Raw genomic sequence first — 19,510 nt, 5'->3', positions numbered from 1 at the left:
GGTTTTTCTGCCGGGGAGCACAACTCCGGCAGAAAACGCAGTACAATCAGGGTTTGCCGTAAAGCTGGAGAGCGTGTGCGCCCCGACAAATCTCTAACGCCTTTTGAAATTCGACTGTATCGTCATTACCGCATCGTACATGGATGCCGTATCGCGCTGGCGTTTATCCTCACTTTTTTACTGGTGCGTCTGCTGGCCGTGCCGGAAGGGACATGGCCGCTGATCACCCTGGTGGTCATCATGGGGCCGATCTCCTTTTGGGGGAACGTCGTTCCGCGCGCGTATGAGCGCATTGGCGGCACCATTCTGGGCTCGGCAATGGGGTTAATTGCCCTGAAACTGGAGCTTATCTCTCTGCCGTTGATGCTGCTGTGGTGCGCGGCGGCCATGTTTCTCTGCGGCTGGCTGGCACTGGGCAAACGACCCTATCAGGCGCTGCTTATCGGTATCACCCTTGCGGTGGTGATTGGTGCGCCGACCGGGGATATGCAAACTGCGCTTTGGCGAAGCGGTGATGTGATCCTGGGGTCATTGCTGGCGATGCTCTTTACTGGCATCTGGCCGCAGCGGGCCTTTTTGCACTGGCGTATTCAGATGGCGAACTACGTCACCGCCTTTAACCGGGTCTATCAGGCGGGCTTTTCCCCCAACCTGGTGGAACGACCACGGCTGGAAAAACACCTGCAAACCATCCTCAACGATGTGGTCAAAATGCGCGGTCTGATTACCCCGGCCAGCAAAGAGACCCATATCCAGAAAGCGATCTTTGAAGCGATCCAGACCGTGAGCCGCAATCTTGTCTGCATGCTCGAGCTACAGATCAACGCCCACTGGTCCTCCCGGGCCAGCCATTTTGTGATGCTGAATGCCCGGACCTTAAAAGAGACGCAGCAGATGACACAGCAAACGCTGCTCACCATTGCCCATGCGCTTTATGAAGGCAATCCGCAGCCCATACTGGCGAACACCGAGCGGCTGAACGAAATCGTTGCCGAGCTGCGTCAGCTGATCAACGATCATCACAATGAAAACGTGGCGGAAACGCCCATACACGGCTATGTATGGTTGAGCATGGAACTTGCTCGCCAGCTGGAATTATTGTCGCATCTAATCTGCCGGGCATTGCGCAAATAAAAAGCGGCTATGCAGGGTTGTGTCGTCTGCTGCTTCGATTCAGCAGAAATTGAGGTTATGATAGGGACAACGGAAAAATTATTGTCATCAGCAATCGCTGTCAGTAAGGTTAATGCTATCGCGGTTGTTTAAACGAATCCGAATCTCACATTATCAGGGGTGTAAAAATGGAAACAACTAAGCCTTCGTTCCAGGATGTTCTGGAGTTCGTCCGCCTGTTCCGCCGCAAGAACAAACTGCAACGTGAAATCCAGGACGTTGAGAAGAAGATCCGTGACAACCAGAAGCGTGTTCTGCTGCTGGACAACCTGAGCGATTACATCAAGCCAGGCATGAGCGTTGAAGCAATCCAGGGCATCATTGCCAGCATGAAAAGCGACTACGAAGACCGCGTAGACGACTACATCATCAAAAACGCCGAGATCTCTAAAGAGCGTCGCGAGATCTCCAAGAAACTGAAAGTTATGGGCGAGATGAAGCACGCGGAAGCCAAAGGCGAGTAATCACCGCCAAAAAGCAAAGCCCTCCGACCTGTCGGGGGGCTTTTTTTTGGGCGCCGGTCTACCGTCATCAGAAAAGCAAAAAGCCTGCTCGAAAGCAGGCTTTTTAAATGTGGCTCCTCTGACTGGACTCGAACCAGTGACATACGGATTAACAGTCCGCCGTTCTACCGACTGAACTACAGAGGAATCGTTGTGGAGCGTTATCTTAGCGGCGAAAAAACTTTTGTCAAACCTGATCTTAGTCCGATTCGACCAACTGCCGATTCTGTCACCAGTTTGTCGTAATTCCCTACATATTTTTGTGGGAAATACTTTGCAGGATCTGCATTTCTCCCTCATTATTTGAAATGTAGTTTCAACTTTCTCTTTAAGGTCCACTTTGAACGTCACCTCCGCTTTACGCCAGGCCGTGATGCGCACGCGCTGGTATAGCAAACGCAAGAGCTACAAAGTTCTCTTCTGGCGCGAAATCACCCCCCTTGCCGTGCCTATCTTTCTGGAAAATACCTGTGTACTGCTGATGGGTGTGCTTAGCACTTTCCTGGTCAGCTGGCTCGGTAAAGAGGCGATGGCGGGTGTCGGGCTGGCCGACAGCTTCAATATGGTCATTATCTCCTTCTTCGCGGCGATAGACCTCGGTACCACGGTGGTGGTGGCCTTTAGCCTGGGCAAGCGCGATCCGCGCCGGGCCAGGGCTGCTGCGAGGCAATCGCTGGTGATCATGACGCTGTTCTCCATTGTACTGGCGGCGGTGATCCACTATTTTGGCGAAGAGATTATCGATGTGGTGGCTGGGGAAGCGACCGGAGAAGTAAAAGCTCTGGCGCTGTCGTATCTCGAAATGACGGTGCTCAGCTATCCGGCCGCGGCGATTGCGCTGATTGGCAGCGGGGCGCTGCGTGGGGCAGGGAACACCAAAATTCCGCTGTTGATAAACGGTGGGATGAACATCCTCAACATTCTAATCAGTAGCGTGCTGATTTACGGGCTTTTTTCCTGGGACGGGCTCGGTTTTATCGGGGCCGGTCTGGGTCTGACTATCTCCCGCTACATTGGCGCCATCGCCATTATTGTGGTGCTGGCGGTTGGTTTTAACCCGTCACTGCGCATCAGCCTCAAAAGTTATTTCAAGCCGCTCAACTTCGCCATTATCTGGGAAGTGATGGGGATCGGCGTACCCGCCAGCATTGAGTCGGTGCTGTTCAACGGCGGCAAGCTGTTGACCCAGATGTTCGTGGCGGGAATGGGTACTGACGTGATTGCCGGTAACTTTATCGCCTTCTCCATTGCCGCGTTGATCAACCTGCCGGGTAACGCGCTGGGTTCAGCCTCCACCATCATTACCGGTAAACGGCTCGGGAAAGGGCAGATAGGCCAGGCGGAGCGCCAGCTGCGCCATGTCTTCTGGCTTTCGACAATCGGGCTCACGGCCATTGCCTGGGGCACCGCGCCGTTTGCCAGCCTGATGGCGTCGTTCTACACCCATGAGCAGGATGTAAAAGACGTGGTGGTTATCTTAATCTGGCTGAATGCCGCCTTTATGCCCATCTGGGCGGCGTCGTGGGTGCTGCCTGCCGGGCTTAAAGGGGCGCGGGACGCCCGTTTTGCCATGTGGGTTTCGATGCTCGGGATGTGGGGCTGCCGCGTAGTAGCAGGTTACACCCTGGGGATCATGCTGGGTATGGGGGTGGTGGGTGTCTGGCTGGGGATGTTCCTCGACTGGACGGTTCGCGGCGCGCTGTTCTACTGGCGAATGGTCAGCGGGCGCTGGTTATGGAAATATCCGCGGCCTGTGCGTGAAAATGTGGCGGCGATCCCCGCAGAACGGATAGTGAATGCGCAAAGTGGGGAATAAATCGGCAAACGATGCAAAATCTGCATTCTGCCTTTGACAACGCCAGGTGGCATCGTTAATATTCGCCCCGTTCACACGATTCCTCTGTAGTTCAGTCGGTAGAACGGCGGACTGTTAATCCGTATGTCACTGGTTCGAGTCCAGTCAGAGGAGCCAAATTTTAATCTTAAGAAAGCGCAGTGACTCTTAGGATGCTTTAAAGCCAGATTAACCCGGCCATCTGAGTAAGATGGCCGGGTTTTTTGATCTCTGTCGCTTTTGCGGCCTGGTCGGGAACTTCACGCTCCGTTGGCCGTTTCTGATCCCCCATGGTCTCCTTCACTGATACCGCTATTCGCAAGCTCAGCCTCGTAGATAAATCCTTCACATCCGGCAAGCACCCGCGCAGTCAGTTCCAACCCTTACTGATATTTTCTTCGAATGCTTAATCCTCGAAAGCTTTTATAGCTTCCTGATAGATCACCTTAAAGAAACAGTCATCACGACCCAGAAATTTCTATTTCCAGATGATTAAGGCGTTATTAAATTACACCAATTATAACGGATAATAACATCTTCGCTTTTGTAGCTGACATAAATAAAGATAAAACAAGAAAAATATAATTACAGAACTATTAGTAACAATGGCAACGATCTTATTAATACAAATGATTTTATCATCACTGCAATTAATACCAACGAGCATAAGCAGTAATGAGTAATAATTTTAACACCGTCGCCAAACCAGGGGGCAATCTTTGTAATCTGGCATGTGATTATTGTTTCTATCTTAAAAATAATGTGTCCCGTCCTGCCTGTACCGTAATGGATGACGAAACGCTGGGAGCCTATATCCAGAATACCATTGCGTCGACACCCTCTATGAGCGTGGAGTTTTGTTGGCAAGGTGGTGAACCCACATTATGTGGACTGGCGTTCTTTGAACAGGTGGTTGCGCTGCAACAGCGTTACCGTGGTAACAAAACCATTCACAACAGCCTGCAAACCAACGGCATTCTGCTTGATGATAAGTGGGCCCGTTTTCTGAAAGAGAACGATTTTCTGGTGGGGTTATCAATTGATGGGCCCGCTTCACTTCACGACGCATGGCGTAAAACGCGTGCGGGAAAGCCCTCCTGGAAAAAAGTCGTACAGGCAATTCGCTGCCTTCAGCAGCACGATGTCCCGGTTAACGCCATGGTGGTGGTCAGCCATCAGTCTGAGACTCAGGGACAGACCCTCTACCGTTGTCTGACCCGGAAACTGGGCCTCCGCCATATTCAGTTCATTCCTCTCGTTGAACCTGCGTTTCCCTGGTCAGTGACGCCAGAGGGCTGGGGGGAATTTTTGTGCGCTATTTTCAATGAATGGCTGGAACAGGATGTCGGAGAGGTGTTTATCCAGTTTTTTGACAACCTGCTTGGCGTATGGACAGGGCAGCCCGCAACACTTTGTACAATGCAACCGACCTGCGGACAGAGCTTATTGGTTGAAAAAAATGGCGATGTCTACAGCTGCGATCACTTTGTCTCACCGGAATATAAGCTGGGCAATCTTAAACAGGACTCAATGGCCGTTCTGGCCAGTTCGCCGTTTCAACGGCAGTTTGGGCAAGAAAAGGCCCGGCTTTCCTCACGCTGTATGAACTGTCACTGGCGCTTTGCCTGCCATGGCGGATGCCCTAAACACCGTATTATCGCCGAGGGCAACGAGGCACAGAATTACCTCTGCGAAGGCTATTTAGCTTTTTTCCGCCATATCACACCCTATATGAACGTCATGAGAACGCTTCTATTAAATCACCAGCCGCCCGCATTGGTGATGAAAATTGCCCCGGAAATCCGGGCGCAGGTAGTAAAATTAACGGAGTCTGGAGAATGAAAGAAAAGAATATAATAAATGAAAATCGTCGTGATTTATTAAAAGGCCTGGGGATTGCCGTTGTTGCCAGTCTGTTGCCAGAAACCGGAAATGCAGCGCAGAGCTGTGCTGAAACTAAACCTGCCTGGGATAGGCCGTTTACAGGTAAAATTCCGGAAACCCTCCCTGAAGGCTATAACATTTTATTGATAACCTGCGATCAGGAACGTTTTTTCGATCGTTATCCCTTTCCTGTGCCTGGACGTGAGCGGTTGATGAAAACAGGGGTGACTTTTACCAATCACCAGAATACGGCCAACGTTTGTACACCTTCACGGTCAGTGATGTATACCGGGTTACATATGCCGCAAACCCGCATGTTTGATAACCTTGGCTTTCCATGGATGAATTACGATCTTGATCCTGAGCTCCGCACCGTCGGTCATATGATGCGTGAACTGGGCTACTACTCCGCTTACAAAGGAAAATGGCACTTAACACGGGAAATCGATCAGCCTGTTGCTGGGAAATCGGTAGAAGAAATTGATATTGCAGAAATCCCAACGCCTCGCCTGAACCAGATTATGGAAGAGTATGGTTTTTCTGACTATCACGGTATTGGCGATCTTATTGGTAAAAGTAAAGGCGGCTATTTCTTTGACTCGGTGACCACAGGGCAAACGATAAGCTGGTTACGTAATACCGGGCGCCCGCTGAATGATGAGAACAAACCCTGGTTTGCCGCCGTTAATCTGGTTAATCCACATGATGTGATGTTTATCGATACTGATGAAGCGGGTGAAAAAGTGCAATGGAAAGGCCCAATGGATAAAGAAAATCATACATTGCTCCCGACACAGCCGCCGCATAATAAAATTTATCAGCAGAGCTGGCCTGATTATCCTCTTCCGGCCAACCGCCACCAGGCATTTGACGAACCCGGAAGACCTGCCGCACATAAAGAGTATCAGAATGCCCGGGCCGTCATGGAGGGGCAGTTTCCAGACGAAGATCGCCGCTGGCGCAAATTGCTGGATTATTATTTCAACTGTATTCGCGACAATGACCGGCATCTTGAGGCTATTCTCAACGAACTGGATAATCTGCTCCTGACCGATAAGACCATCATCGTTTTTACCGCAGACCATGGGGAATTAGGCGGGGCACATCAGATGCATGGCAAAGGTTCATCAGTTTACAAAGAGCAGATTCACACCCCGATGATTATCCGCCACCCCGCTTATCCGGGAAACAAACGTTGTAATAGTTTAACCAACCATCTGGATTTAGTGCCGACGCTGGTGGGTCTGACCGGATGTGATATAGAAAAACGCAGTAAAGTTCTGGCTGGCAGGAAAGGCCGCGATATGAGCGTACTGCTTAGTCAGCCAGAAAGAGCAGGTGTACATACCCTTCGCTCTGGCTCACTTTATTGCTATGGGATGATCTTATATATGGATGCGAAATATACTGCACAATTCAGAGCGCTTGCAGCCCAAAAGCTTCCCCATGAGGAGTTCAAAAAAGAGATATCTAAAATAGCGCCTGATTTTAAGCACCGCTCCGCTATCCGAATGATTAATGATGGTCAGTATAAATTTGCTCGCTACTTCTCCCTGAAACAGCATAATACTCCAGTGACACTGGAAGCATTGCTGGATAATAACGATGTTGAACTCTTCGATATCGTCAACGATCCCGATGAAAACCATAATCTGGCTACAGAGCCGGAACGCTATCGCGATCTGATCATAAAAATGAACGACAAATTAAATCAGCTGATCGCGGATGAACTCGGTGTGGATGATGGCAGCTATATGCCACTATTTGATGGAGGCCACTGGAATCTGACGGCTTCAGAAATGTACCAGTATATGCGTGATTAACATCTTTCCGCTTCCCTGAAAATGGGTCGGTAAACCGAAAACGGTAACCCGAAGGTTACCGTTTCTGGTCTTTGTGCTTTAACCGTGTACGCGAACAGGCGCCGTGGCCGCGATCAGCCATGGGCGCGCCTCACTGTTAACGTGCGGCGAGAGTGCCTCACGCACCTGGTGATGATAATCATCCAGCCATTTAATCTCTTTTTCGCTCAGCAGATGCAGATCCACCTGACTCAGGTCGATGGGGACCAGCGTCAGCGACGCAAAGCGGCAGAAGCCCGGTACGCTCTCCACCACCTCTACCTGGTTTTCAATGCGAATGCCATATGCATCGGCCAGGTAATAGCCCGGCTCGATGGTGATGATATTTCCCGCCACCAGCGGCCAGGGGTTAACCTTCTTCGCGATACGCTGCGGATTTTCATGGATCAGCAGCTGATGACCCACGCCGTGTCCGGTGCCGTGATCAAAATCGAGCCCCAGCCCCCACAGCTCACGCCGCGCGAACGCATCGATCTGATGCCCGCAGGTTCCGGACGGGAATTGCAGGGAAATAAGCGAGAGAAAGCCTTTTAGCACGGCGGTGTAATGCAGACGGCACTGGTCGCTCAGCGGCCCGAAAGCCAGCGTGCGCGTGGCGTCGGTCGTGCCGTTGTGATACTGCCCGCCGGAATCATTGAGGTAAAAATGATTGCGGGTGATAGCCGCATTAGTCTGCTCGCTGGCGTGGTAATGGCACATCGCCGCATTGCTGCCAGAGGCGGAGATAGTGGCAAAACTCTGCTCGATAAAGCCCGGTCGCTGCTGACGGAAGAGAAGCTGCTGCGCCTGGGCTTCCAGCTCGGTAATGGGTTGACCAGAGGCTTCGCGACGCGGCACCTCGTGCGCCAGCCAGGCCAGGAAATTGACCCATGCCACGCCATCCTGATGGTGGCTGTCGCGGTAGCCCGCCAGCTCAATCGGGTTTTTGTACGCTTTTATCGCGGTGATCGGGTCAGCGTGCCAGAGAATCTCCCCCTGCGGCTCTACGGCAAAGCGCAGGGCGACAGGGGCGGAATCGGCATCCACCATCACGCGCTTACCGGCGCACAGCTGCTGGCTTTGCGACAGAAAATCGGATTCAGGCGCCAGCGTCAGGCTCTCCAGCAGCGCGGGCGGAAGCGCGCGGGTTTTTTCAGGCGTGACAAACCACGTCACCGCGCCGTCGCGGCTCAGCAGGGCAAACGAGTTCGGTACCGGGCTCGTCGGAATATCGCTGCCGCGTACGTTCAACAGCCAGGCGATGTTATCCGGCTGGGTGATGGCCAGATAATCGGCGTGCTGTTCTGCCAGAATGGCAGCAACGCGCTGGCGCTTGTCGGTACTGCTTTCACCGCTGATCTCCACCGGCATTTCGCGGATGGCACCCGCAGGCGGGGCCGGACGATCCTGCCAGAGGGTATCAAACGGCGATGCATTCAGGGCGACAAGCTCACAGTGACTGGCATTGAGTGCTTCATACTGGGTATGGGTCATCAGCATCGCTTCAAAGGCGATACGCGCCCCGGGCTTCATGTTCTGCTGTAACCAGTCTGCCAGCGGATCGTTGTGCAGATGCAGGATCTCAATCTCGGCCAGATTAACCTGTTCCCGGGCCTGAACCTGATAGCGTCCATCAACAAACAGCAGGGCGCGATCGCGCAGGATCAGGGCGTGTCCCGCCGAGCCGTCAAAGCCGGTCAGCCAGGCGAGAATATCGTCATGAGGGTGGCAATATTCGCTCTGAAAGGCATCGGCGCGGGGGACGATAATGCCATCCAGCGCCTGGGTCTCCAGCCACTGGCGCAGGGTGGATAGGGGTGAGGTGGTTTGCATAACTTTCCTTTTTTATGATCAGCGGAACGGCGGCTCGTTAAAGGTACGCAGTTTACGCGAGTGCAATTTATCCCCTTCGGCGCGCAGCAGATCGATAGCGCGAATGCCAATCTGCAGATGCTCGGAGATCGCCCCCTCGTAAAAACGGTTTGCCTGGCCGGGAAGTTTAATTTCCCCGTGCAGCGGCTTGTCGGAGACGCAGAGCAGAGTGCCGTAGGGTACGCGGAAGCGGTAACCCTGAGCGGCGATGGTGGCGCTCTCCATATCAATCGCCACCGCGCGGCTCAGGTTAAAGCGCAGCGCCGAGGCCGAGTAGCGCAGCTCCCAGTTACGGTCGTCAGTGGTAACAACCGTGCCGGTGCGCAACCGTTGCTTAACTTCTTCTCCCGGCATGCCGCTCACCTCTTTGGTGGCGTCGTACAGCGCCCGCTGCACTTCGGCGATGCTTGGGATCGGAATGTCCGGCGGCAACACCGCATCCAGCACATGGTCGTCACGCAGATAGGCGTGGGCGAGCACGTAATCGCCAATCAACTGGCTCTCACGCAGGCCGCCGCAGTGACCAATCATCAGCCAGACGTCCGGGCGTAGCACGGCGAGGTGGTCGCAGATGGTTTTGGCGTTCGACGGGCCCACGCCAATGTTAATCAGGGTGATGCCCTGACCGTCGGCGGTGACCAGGTGCCAGGCGGGCATCTGGTGTTTTTTCCACGCCAGGTCAGAAATGGCCTGCTCCGGCGCTTCGGTTTCGGCGGTGATCCAGATCCCGCCCGCGCAGGAGAGAGCAATATAGGGGCTGTTGGGATCGAGGATCTGGCTACAGCCCCAGCGGACAAACTCATCCACGTAACGGGTGTAGTTGGTGAACAGCACAAATGGCTGAAAGTGTTCGGCGGGGGTGCCAGTGTAGTGTCGCAGGCGCGCCAGCGAAAAATCGACCCGGCGGGCATCAAAGTGCGACAGCGGGGAAAACTCCGCCGGATGGTAGATCCCGTCTGCGGTCTCATCGCCGATCTGCGAAAGCTCGGTGGTCGGGAAATGGCGCGTTAAGCCCGCGCTCATGGAGCGGTCCAGGGTCAGCTCTGAGCCATCGATAACGTACGGGTAGGGGATCTCATGGCGCGAGGGCTCCACGGTGATATGGGCACCGTAATCCTGATACAGCAGCGTCAGCTGCTCCTCCAGGTAAGGGCGGAACAGCGTCGGACGGGTGACCGTGGTGGAGTAGCAGCCAGCGTGAGTGAATCGCGCATAGGCGCGGGTCTTCGGCGTATTGGTGGCGCTGCCATCCCAGGTCACGGAGAGTGACGGATAAACAAAGAGGCCATTCATTCTGGCCTCGGCATCGGGGAGCGTTCCGTCTTTGATATAGTCGCTGATGGCGCTGCGCAGGGCGTTAACCGCCTGATCGTACAGCGCATCCAGCATGTCCAGTGCCTGAGCCGGGGTCAGGCTGGAGTCCTTATTATTCATCTCTGTCTCCTTGTTCCACAGGTGTACGGCGTTACCCGATAGTATGTCACCTGTATGTGAAACAAAAGTGAGATCAGGTAGCGGCCGGTTTCATCACCAGGCAGGTGGCGGCGGAGAGCAGGCACCCGGCCAGCAGGTAGATCGCCACGCTGTGCCAGTCACCGCCGGAGAAGGTCACCAGCGCGGCGGCAATAAACGGCGTAAAACCGCCGCCTACTACGCTCGCCACCTGATAGCCAACCCCGGCGCCACTGTAGCGGTAACTTGCGCCAAACATCTCAGTGAACATCGGCTGCTGGACACACACCACCATGTCATGGGCGATATTCGCCAGCAAAATGGCAAACACCACAATCCAGATAACGGACTGGGCTTCGAGGGCCATAAAGAACGGGAAGGTACTCAATGCGCCCGTTAACGCCCCGGTGATATAGACCCGACGGCGGCCAAACCGGTCCGCCAGCCAGGCAAAACAGGGAATAGTGAGACAACTGATGCCCCCCACCAGCAGGCCGATATTCAAAAACAGCTCCCGGGGCAGGCCGAGATTCTGGGTGGAGTAGCTCAGCGCAAAAGCCGTGACGATATACATGGTCAGCAGCTCGCACAGGCGCAGGGCGATAATTTTCAAAAACGCGGCCGGATGACGGATCAGCGCGTCCATCACCGGCAGGCGACGCTTCTCTGCGGGTTGTTGCCGCTGCTGCTCGAACTCGGCAGACTCATCCATCCTGTTACGCACCCACAGTGCCCCCAGCACCAGCACAATGCTGAAAAGGAACGGGATGCGCCAGCCCCAGCTCAGGAACTGTTTATCGGTGGTCAGCGTGCTGATCAGCGACACCAGCCCGGTAGAAAGCAACAGACCTACGCCATAGCCCACCTGTACGCCGCTGCTATAGAAGGCTTTTTTCCGTGCCGGGGCGCTTTCAACGGACAGCAGCGCGGCGCCACCCCATTCGCCGCCGACGGCAAAACCCTGCACGGCCCGCAGGGTCACCAGCAGAACCGGTGCCCACCAGCCAATAACGGCAAAAGAGGGGAGGAGACCAATCAGCGCTGTGGCGATGCCCATCATCCAGACCGTCAGCATCAGCATTCGCTTGCGGCCCAGCTTGTCGCCGAAATGGCCGAAAATCACCCCGCCCAGCGGGCGGAACAAAAAACCGACGCCAAAGGTGGCAAAGGCGGCGAGGGTGCCCATCGCCGGATCGATCTGCGGGAAAAACTCACGGTTAAAAACCAGCGCGGCGGTAATGCCGTAGAGCAAAAAATCGTACCAGTCGACTACCGCACCGGCAAAACTGCCGAGGGCCGCGCGGCGCGCGCGATGCAGCGATGGTATAGCCCCGTCGGGGGACGAGGAGGCGAGGGTGGTATCCATAGTGATCCTGTCTGACGTTATTTTTTATAGGTATTAGAAAGAATATCGCTCACGTTGCGGTCGCCCTGAAACGGCGACGGGTATGAGACTACCGCGATAGCGGACGGGTGAAAACGATTTTATCCCCGCGTGAGGTAAACGGGTGATATTCATTGAAATGATGGTTTGTTAACTGGCGATAAACACAGCAACAGGGCTATGCTTGTCAGATACGCGGAGCGACAGAGGAAGGGAATAATGCGTCGTATAATGAAGTTGGGCTTTATCGCTGCTTTATTGGTCAGTCAGCATGCGCTGGCGGTGAGTTATCCGTTGCCGCCTGAAGGGAGTCGTCTGGTGGGAGCCTCGCAGGTGATCACCGTTCCGCAGGACAACAAACTGCCGCTGGAGGCGTTTGCGGCCCAGTACGGGCAGGGGCTCAGTAATATGCTGGAGGCGAACCCGGGCGTTGATCCGTTTTTGCCTCAACCCGGTACACAGCTGGTAGTGCCGCAACAGCTCATCCTCCCCGCAACCGTGCGTGAGGGGATTGTGGTCAACGTGGCGGAGATGCGCCTCTATTATTACCCGCCAGGGGGTAGCACCGTTGAGATCTTCCCCATCGGTATCGGCGAAGCCGGGCGCGAGACGCCGCGTAACTGGGTAACCGCCGTCGAGCGCAAGCAGGACGGGCCCACCTGGACGCCAACCCCAAACACCCGTCGGGCTTACGCCAAAGAGGGCAAGACTCTGCCCGCGTTTGTACCTGCGGGGCCGGACAACCCGATGGGGCTGTATGCGCTCTATATCGGCAGGCTTTACGCAATTCATGGCACCAATTCAAACTTTGGGATCGGGCTGCGCGTGAGCCAGGGCTGCATTCGTCTGCGCAACGACGATATCAAATACCTCTTCGATAATGTTCCGGTCGGGACGCGCGTGCAGCTTATCGATCAGCCGATTAAAGTCACCACCGAGCCGGACGGCAGTCGTTGGGTCGAAGTGCATGAGCCGCTGTCCCGTAATCGTGCGGAGTTTGAATCGACAAATAAGGTGCCGCTACCGATGACCGCAGGGTTACGCGCCCAGCTCAACGGCGCGGATGTGGATGCCGTGAAGGCTAGCGGGGCGCTGGAGCGCCGGTCGGGGATGCCGGTGAATGTCGGTATCGGCGCACAGAGCACGCCGCTGGTCATGACGTCCAGCCAGTAAGCCTGGCCGTAAGAATAAAAGCCCGCTTAAGTCTCCTTAAGCGGGCTTTTACTTTAATGCAGGTAAAGCGTCTGTCAGAGTAAAATTACGCTGGGTTTTCATTGTTGGCTTAAATGAAAAGATAAATACTCTGGTGAAATATTTACCAGCTTATTTAAAACCCAGATTTTATGAAACGTTTCAGAAATATCCTTTTTACCGTTTTGCTGGCACTCTCTGGCGCATCGTCAGCCTATGCGGGCGTTAATATAGGCGGAACGCGAGTGATTTACGACGGCGGAAAAAAGGAAGCAGCCATTAGCGTTTCCAATCCCGATACCGTGCCTTACCTTATTCAGTCATGGTTTGATAATCAGGATAATAGCACCGGAAGGATCCCCTTTATTATTACGCCTCCTCTGTACCGACTGGATCGCGGTCAGGAGAATGTGATGAGGATCGTCCGCGCCGGGAATTTACCGGACAATAAAGAATCGATGTACTGGTTAAATATCAAGGCCATTCCTGCGGCGGAAAAAAAAGCGAACTCGCTTCAGATTGCAGTAAAAACACGCATCAAATTAATTTATCGCCCTTCGTCATTAAAAGGAAAGGTACCTGAGGATTTTGCTGAAAAATTGATTTGGAAAATTTCTGCGAATCACGTTTCGGTGCGTAATCCGGGTAATTATTATATGAATTTTAATGAAATTACCGTTGCGGGAAAAAACGTGCCTGAACCGACTTTTGTCGCACCAGGCGCATCGGCGTCGTTTTTACTTCCGGCAGGGGTCAGTTCCGGGCCTGTCACATTTAAATTGATTAATGACTATGGTGGTGTCGGAGCGACACATCATGCCGCTATTTAAGGCGTTGATAACCAAGGGATGGTTAATAAAAACTCATTATGCGCACGATATTATGTTGCTGGTTTCCACCGACCCGGCTCGCCTTATTAATTATACTGGCTTTACCCGGTGTGATGCAGAGCGCCTGTGCAGAGGAGTATTTTAATCCGGCACTGCTGGAAGTCGATAATCCCTCCATGAAAGGCGTTGATCTCTCATCCTTTGCGCGTGGTGCGCAGGTGCCAGGGAAATATCGCGTTGAGGTGGTTGTTAACGGTCAGACGGTGGATACACGCGAAATTGCATTCAGATCGGTTGCCACGACCCGGGGTGATAATCGTCTGCAGCCTTGCCTGTCGCCAGGTTTGCTACAAAGTTATGGCGTCAAAACCGATCGCTTCCCCGGGCTCGATACCGAAAGCGAATGCGTAGAACTCGCCGCCATTCCTCAGGCGTCTGCCGACTTTATCTTTGGTGCGCAAAAACTGTTGTTGAGTTTTCCGCAGGCCGCACTCACTTCCCAGGCGCGCGGCTATGTTGCGCCGGAAATGTGGGACGAGGGGATTAACGCCTTGCTGCTGAATTACAGTCTCAGCGGCGATAATACCTGGGGCAGAAACAGCACGACGAATAACAGCCATAGCGAGTATGCCAACCTGCGCCCGGGTATCAATATGGGGCCCTGGCGTCTGCGAAATTATACAACCTGGCGCCGGGATAACGACGGCAAAGCGCAGTGGGATTCGGTTTACACCTATGCCCAGCGCAACATTATCCCCCTGAAAAGCCAGCTGACGCTCGGCGACAGTTCATCGCCTTCCGACGTTTTCGACAGTATCCCTTTTCGCGGCGGTCAGCTGGCCTCTGATGATGAGATGCTGCCGGACAGTCAGAAAGGGTACGCGCCCGTGGTTCGCGGCATTGCGCGCACGAATGCCCAGGTAGTTATCCGCCAGGATGGCTACATCATTTATCAGAGTTATGTTGCCCCGGGCGCATTTGAAATTACCGATATGTATCCCACCGGTGGCGCCGGTGATTTAACGGTTTCCGTTAAAGAAGCGGACGGCAGCGAACATGATTTTGTGGTGCCCTATGCCTCTGTGCCTGTTCTGCAGCGAGAGGGGCGGTTGAAGTACAGCCTGACGGGCGGTCAGTATCGTCCCAGTGACAGCGAGGTTGAAAAGCGTCCGCTGATGCAGGGCACCGCCATTTATGGTCTGCCTCAGGGCTTAACACTCTATGGCGGCATACAGGTATCTCGCCCATATCACGCCTGGGCCCTTGGCATCGGTAAAAATATGGGAACGATTGGCGCCTTGTCAGTGGATGTCACCCAGGCGTGGTCGAACCCTGCCTCGATGAGCAAATCAAGCGGGCAAGCCTGGCGCGTACGCTTCAGTAAAAATTTCACCGATACCGGAACCAATTTTTCGGCGACCAGCTATCGCTACTCTACGGCAGGCTATTACGCAATGCAGGAGGTGCTGGATGCCGACGGCGAGAGTGATTCGTTGCAGGATCGTCGGCGTAACCGTGCTGAAATGACGTTAAGTCAGACGCTGGGGCCCGCCTTCGGCTCCCTCACCGGCAGCGCAATCCGTGAGGATTACTGGAATGCTGACAAGACGATGAGCTCATACAGCGTCAGCTATAACAACGCATGGAACGGCATTACCTGGGGGCTGAGTTATAGCTACAGCAATAATGCGAGCGCAGCGGGCAGCGGCGGGGGGAAAACGTACGATAAAGATCGGATCCTGGCATTAAATATCAGCATTCCGTTGGATCGTTTCCTGAGTCATACCTGGGCCAGCTACAGTCTGAATACCAGTAAAAAAGGAAACACAACCCAGACGGTGAGTCTGAGTGGCACGGCGCTGGAAGAAAACGCCCTGGACTGGAGTATGCAGCGAGGGTATAGCAACAACGCAGCAGGTCGTACCGGTAATCTTAGCGCTGACTATCACGGAACCTACGGCGAAGTGACCGGCGGTTATAGCACTGACGAAAATATGCAGCGCGTCAACTACGGCCTGAATGGGGGGATTTTGGTTCATGCCAACGGGATGACGCTGGCTCAGCCTTTTGGCGAAACCATCGCGTTGATTAAAGCCCCGGGCGCGTCGGGCGTGGGCGTCTCTGGCCAGACCGGCGTGAGAACGGATTTTCGCGGTTATACTGTCGCCAGCAATGTCTCGCCATATCGCAAAAATAGCCTGAGCCTGGAGACGGAAACGCTACCTGATGATGTTGAACTGCAATTAACGACTCAGACCGTTATTCCTACTCGCGGTGCGGTGGTCAGCGCGAAATATATCGCTAACGTGGGGATCCGTGTATTAATGACCCTGACACGGGGAAATGGGCTGCCCGTTCCCTTCGGAACTACGGTGACCCTTGCCCGAGACAAAAATTCTCGCGGATTTATTGTTGGGGATCAGGGCCAGGTTTACCTCACCGGACTCGAAAACAGCGGAGAGCTCATTGCACGCTGGGGCCAGGCAGCGGATGAACAATGCCGCGTTAATTATGTGCTTCATGAATCTGCAATTAATTCCGGAGTGGTATTAAGCAATGAAATATGCAAATAAAATTATGGGCGCTAAGATCCCTGGCGTATTACTCATAATGGTATGCTGGTTTTCCAGCTTTGATGTGTTTGCCGATTGTGTATTTGCTGAGGGCCAGGGACAACAAATCCTGAGCTTTTCGCCCAATAACGTGATAGTGCAAAGAGATGTACCCGTTGGCTCCGTAATCTATTCAAGTTCGACCGGAGTAGGCCAGAAACTGCTGGAATGCAAGGGTGACACAAATACTAACTATTATAAAATGACTTATCTGGGTGGCGTAGCGACATCGATTACCCATGCCTATGCGACCAATATTCCCGGTGTGGCTATTGAAGTAAACTTTTCGTGGGCATATCTGGACAACCCGCCCTCCACCGATAATACAGTTTCAGGTTCAGTGAACCTCCCCCCGATTAGCTATACATTGTATAAAACGGGCGTTATTCAGTCCGGTGCATTCACTATCGGACAACTTGGCACCTGGTCGGTATCAGGAATCACACCCGTTATTGTTCATTTGAACGGGGGAGGCATTACCCAAGTGGCCTGTTCGATCACTACACCTAATTTAACGTTTCCGATAGGCAATGTTTCAAAAGCGGATTTTGGCACAACGCCAGGCTTTACCCCTGGAAAAACCAGCACGCAGAATCTTGGCCTGGATTGCGATCGAGCTGCCAATATCTATGTCACGTTGAACGGACAGCAAAACCCGGATGTCAGCGATCCCAGTGTAATGGCATTAAATAATCAAGGTGGCGCTAATACCGCGCAAGGCGTTGGGGTGCAGTTATTATATGATGGTAAACCTCTTATTATTAACAGCAGGCTGGCGTTAAAAACATCCAGCGGCGGGAAAGAGTTATTTCCTGTTACTGCCCGTTATTATCAGACAAAAAATCATGTCACTGTCGGTGAAGCGAATTCAACTGCTACGCTGACACTGACATATCAATGACGTTTGTCATATCTTAATATCATGCCAAGGTGGGCTAAAATGAAAAAATGTTTATGCTATTTGACCGCATCCATTTCCGCTGTTCTTTTTGCTGGCAATATTTACGCGGCAGATACGGTGGGTATCAATGTCACAGGAAAAGTGATTGCTACTCCCTGTAAAACACTTAATGGTGGCTCCAGTACATTGAACGTGGACTTGGGACAATCCATCGCGGCCACGTCCTTAGAGGCGGCAGGTTCGGGGTCACCCATAACCATGTTTGATTTACCTGTGACCGACTGCCCGGCCAGCACCACTAATGTAAAAGTGACTTTTACGGGTACCCCTGACCAGACAGATGCCACGCGATGGGCAAACAACGCGGCGCAACCTGCAGCCAATACTGCCGTTGAGTTATCTCAGCAAACCACGGGAACCATTTTGAGCAATAACAGCTCATTAATCGGTGCTGTGGAAGGGGGGAGTACCACTTTCAAACTTCAGGCGCGCGTTTATTCGAAAGCGGGAACCGTTATGCCAGGGGACGTTTCTTCAGCCATCGTGGCCTCTTTCGAATACCAGTAAACCCGGTGGTGCCGACGCTGTCGGCACCCGTGCACAAAAACAAAAAGCCCGCATAAGTTTCCTTAAGCAGGCTTCTTAAATTTGGCTCCTCTGACTGGACTCGAACCAGTGACATACGGATTAACAGTCCGCCGTTCTACCGACTGAACTACAGAGGAATCGTGTGAACGGGGCGCATATTATCGACGTGGGTCGCCGTTGTCAAAGGGTGATCTCCTCTGTTTGACGCGTTTGCTGACAAAATCAGCAAAGTGATGCTTTCCCCAGCGGATTGCACGTTTTTGGTGCGGATATACCCCGAATGGGGCAGATCATAAACCGCTGTTTCACTTTAAAATGCGACGACAGTGATTGGATTTCCTTATTTTCAGCCGCTTAGCGGACATATCGGACCTCTTTTAAAAACTGGCAAGCATCTTGCAAAACCCTCTGTACATTCGCGCCGGAACCGGCAACGCATTTCGTACAGGGGGCAACATGAACTTAAGACGACTGAAATACTTCGTAAAAATCGTCGATATCGGCAGCCTGACCCAGGCCGCTGAAGTGTTACATATCGCGCAGCCGGCACTGAGCCAGCAGGTGGCCACTCTGGAAGGTGAACTCGATCAGCAACTCTTGATCCGCACGAAACGCGGCGTGACCCCGACCGAAGCAGGCAAGATCCTTTATACCCATGCACGCACTATTTTGCGCCAGTGTGAACAGGCGCAGCTGGCGGTGGGCAATGTCGGGCAGACGCTGACCGGCCAGGTTTCGATTGGCCTGGCACCGGGTACGGCGGCCTCGTCTGTGACTATGCCGTTATTGCAGGCGGTGCGCGCAGAGCTGCCGGAGGTACTGGTCTACCTGCATGAAAACAGCGGCGCGGCGCTGAACGACAAATTACTCAGCGGACAGCTGGATATGGCGGTGCTTTACGATCGCTCCCCCGTGGCGGGGATCACCAGCCAGCCAGTACTAAAAGAAGATCTCTATCTGGTAGGGACGCGGGATTGCCCGGGTCAGAGCGTCGATTTAACGGCGGTGGCCGAGATGAATCTGTTCTTACCGCGTGATTATAGCGCCGTGCGTTTGCGCGTCGATGAAGCCTTCTCGCTGCGCCGTCTGACGGCGAAAATCATTGGCGAGATCGACTCCATCTCTACCCTGACCGCTGCCATTGCCAGCGGAATGGGGGTGACGGTGCTGCCTGAATCGGCTGCGCGATCGCTCTCCAGTGCCGCTAACGGCTGGATGGCGAGAATTAGCTCGCCGTCCATGAGCCTGCCGTTATCGCTTAACGTCTCGGCCCGCGGCTCGCTGTCACCGCAGGCGCAGGCGGTGAAAGAGATCCTGATGTCGCTGGTGAGCCGCCCGTCGCTGGAGAACCGCGAGCTGCAGCTGGTCAGCTAATATTCCATAAAAGCATAAGTTGCGGATTTTTATTATTTGTTTACACGGCGGACGCACTTTAACAATAGCGT

At 53.6% G+C, this 19,510-nt stretch carries 14 protein-coding genes and 3 tRNA genes; 12 read left to right on the top strand and 5 right to left on the bottom strand.

What is annotated here, in order from left to right; genetic code table 11:
* Window positions 1-75: 75 nt before the first annotated feature.
* Together GNG29_RS14740 and GNG29_RS14735 are read left to right on the top strand one after the other, a co-directional pair.
* Window positions 76-1,134 (top strand): FUSC family protein, encoded by a 1,059-nt coding sequence (locus GNG29_RS14740; RefSeq protein WP_103180182.1) that lies wholly within the window; start codon window positions 76-78, stop codon window positions 1,132-1,134.
* Between the two features lie 167 nt (window positions 1,135-1,301).
* Window positions 1,302-1,637 (top strand): DUF496 family protein, encoded by a 336-nt coding sequence (locus GNG29_RS14735; RefSeq protein ID WP_103180181.1) that lies wholly within the window; start codon window positions 1,302-1,304, stop codon window positions 1,635-1,637.
* Window positions 1,638-1,747: 110 nt separating this feature from the next.
* Here GNG29_RS14735 and GNG29_RS14730 read toward each other — a convergent pair.
* Window positions 1,748-1,823, bottom strand: a tRNA-Asn gene (locus GNG29_RS14730).
* A gap of 193 nt (window positions 1,824-2,016) precedes the next feature.
* On the opposite strand from GNG29_RS14730, the gene GNG29_RS14725 reads away from it, so the two are divergent.
* From GNG29_RS14725 to GNG29_RS14710, 4 genes are all read left to right on the top strand, one after another.
* A complete protein-coding gene (locus GNG29_RS14725; protein WP_114314540.1) occupies window positions 2,017-3,492 on the top strand; it encodes an EmmdR/YeeO family multidrug/toxin efflux MATE transporter in 1,476 nt (491 codons plus the stop codon).
* Window positions 3,493-3,572: 80 nt separating this feature from the next.
* Window positions 3,573-3,648, top strand: a tRNA-Asn gene (locus GNG29_RS14720).
* A 537-nt stretch (window positions 3,649-4,185) separates the two neighbouring features.
* Window positions 4,186-5,352 carry an anaerobic sulfatase maturase gene (locus GNG29_RS14715; protein WP_156654846.1) on the top strand — a complete coding sequence of 389 codons (1,167 nt, stop codon included), beginning with the start codon at window positions 4,186-4,188 and terminating at the stop codon, window positions 5,350-5,352.
* A complete protein-coding gene (locus tag GNG29_RS14710; protein WP_156654845.1) occupies window positions 5,349-7,217 on the top strand; it encodes a sulfatase-like hydrolase/transferase in 1,869 nt (622 codons plus the stop codon). Before GNG29_RS14715 ends, GNG29_RS14710 begins: the two co-directional genes overlap by 4 nt.
* 78 nt (window positions 7,218-7,295) lie before the next feature.
* Here GNG29_RS14710 and GNG29_RS14705 read toward each other — a convergent pair whose 3' ends face one another.
* From GNG29_RS14705 to shiA, 3 genes are all read right to left on the bottom strand, one after another.
* Complete coding sequence (locus tag GNG29_RS14705) at window positions 7,296-9,068, bottom strand: aminopeptidase P family protein (protein ID WP_156654844.1); 1,773 nt, start codon at window positions 9,066-9,068, stop codon at window positions 7,296-7,298.
* A gap of 18 nt (window positions 9,069-9,086) precedes the next feature.
* On the bottom strand, window positions 9,087-10,541 hold the full coding sequence (locus GNG29_RS14700) for an AMP nucleosidase (protein ID WP_156654843.1): 1,455 nt from the start codon (window positions 10,539-10,541) through the stop codon (window positions 9,087-9,089).
* A gap of 73 nt (window positions 10,542-10,614) precedes the next feature.
* On the bottom strand, window positions 10,615-11,925 hold the full coding sequence (shiA, locus tag GNG29_RS14695) for a shikimate transporter (protein WP_156654842.1): 1,311 nt from the start codon (window positions 11,923-11,925) through the stop codon (window positions 10,615-10,617).
* A gap of 234 nt (window positions 11,926-12,159) precedes the next feature.
* Between shiA and ldtA the strand changes: the two genes are divergently transcribed.
* From ldtA to GNG29_RS14670, 5 genes are all read left to right on the top strand, one after another.
* The gene (gene ldtA / locus GNG29_RS14690; protein ID WP_168192058.1) at window positions 12,160-13,116 is read left to right on the top strand and encodes a L,D-transpeptidase; all 957 of its coding nucleotides are present in this window, start codon (window positions 12,160-12,162) and stop codon (window positions 13,114-13,116) included.
* Between the two features lie 170 nt (window positions 13,117-13,286).
* Window positions 13,287-13,964, top strand: a complete 678-nt coding sequence (locus tag GNG29_RS14685) for a molecular chaperone (RefSeq protein ID WP_156654841.1) — start codon at window positions 13,287-13,289, stop codon at window positions 13,962-13,964.
* A gap of 113 nt (window positions 13,965-14,077) precedes the next feature.
* Window positions 14,078-16,537, top strand: a complete 2,460-nt coding sequence (locus tag GNG29_RS14680; protein ID WP_231736531.1) for a fimbria/pilus outer membrane usher protein — start codon at window positions 14,078-14,080, stop codon at window positions 16,535-16,537.
* A complete protein-coding gene (locus GNG29_RS14675) occupies window positions 16,521-17,477 on the top strand; it encodes a fimbrial protein (RefSeq protein ID WP_156654840.1) in 957 nt (318 codons plus the stop codon). The genes GNG29_RS14680 and GNG29_RS14675 overlap by 17 nt, the downstream gene beginning before the upstream one ends.
* Before the next feature lie 39 nt (window positions 17,478-17,516).
* The gene (locus GNG29_RS14670; RefSeq protein WP_158251033.1) at window positions 17,517-18,044 is read left to right on the top strand and encodes a fimbrial protein; all 528 of its coding nucleotides are present in this window, start codon (window positions 17,517-17,519) and stop codon (window positions 18,042-18,044) included.
* Window positions 18,045-18,126: 82 nt separating this feature from the next.
* Here GNG29_RS14670 and GNG29_RS14665 read toward each other — a convergent pair.
* A tRNA-Asn gene (locus GNG29_RS14665) sits at window positions 18,127-18,202 on the bottom strand.
* 319 nt (window positions 18,203-18,521) lie between these two features.
* Between GNG29_RS14665 and nac the strand changes: the two genes are divergently transcribed.
* Entirely contained in the window at window positions 18,522-19,439 is a 918-nt protein-coding gene (gene nac / locus GNG29_RS14660) for a nitrogen assimilation transcriptional regulator NAC (protein WP_103180170.1), read from the top strand.
* Window positions 19,440-19,510 lie beyond the last annotated feature (71 nt).

Origin of the sequence: Leclercia sp. Colony189, from assembly GCF_009740165.1 — a bacterium.
Classification (GTDB): Bacteria; Pseudomonadota; Gammaproteobacteria; order Enterobacterales; family Enterobacteriaceae; genus Enterobacter.
This window is presented reverse-complemented; position numbering and strand designations above follow the sequence as displayed.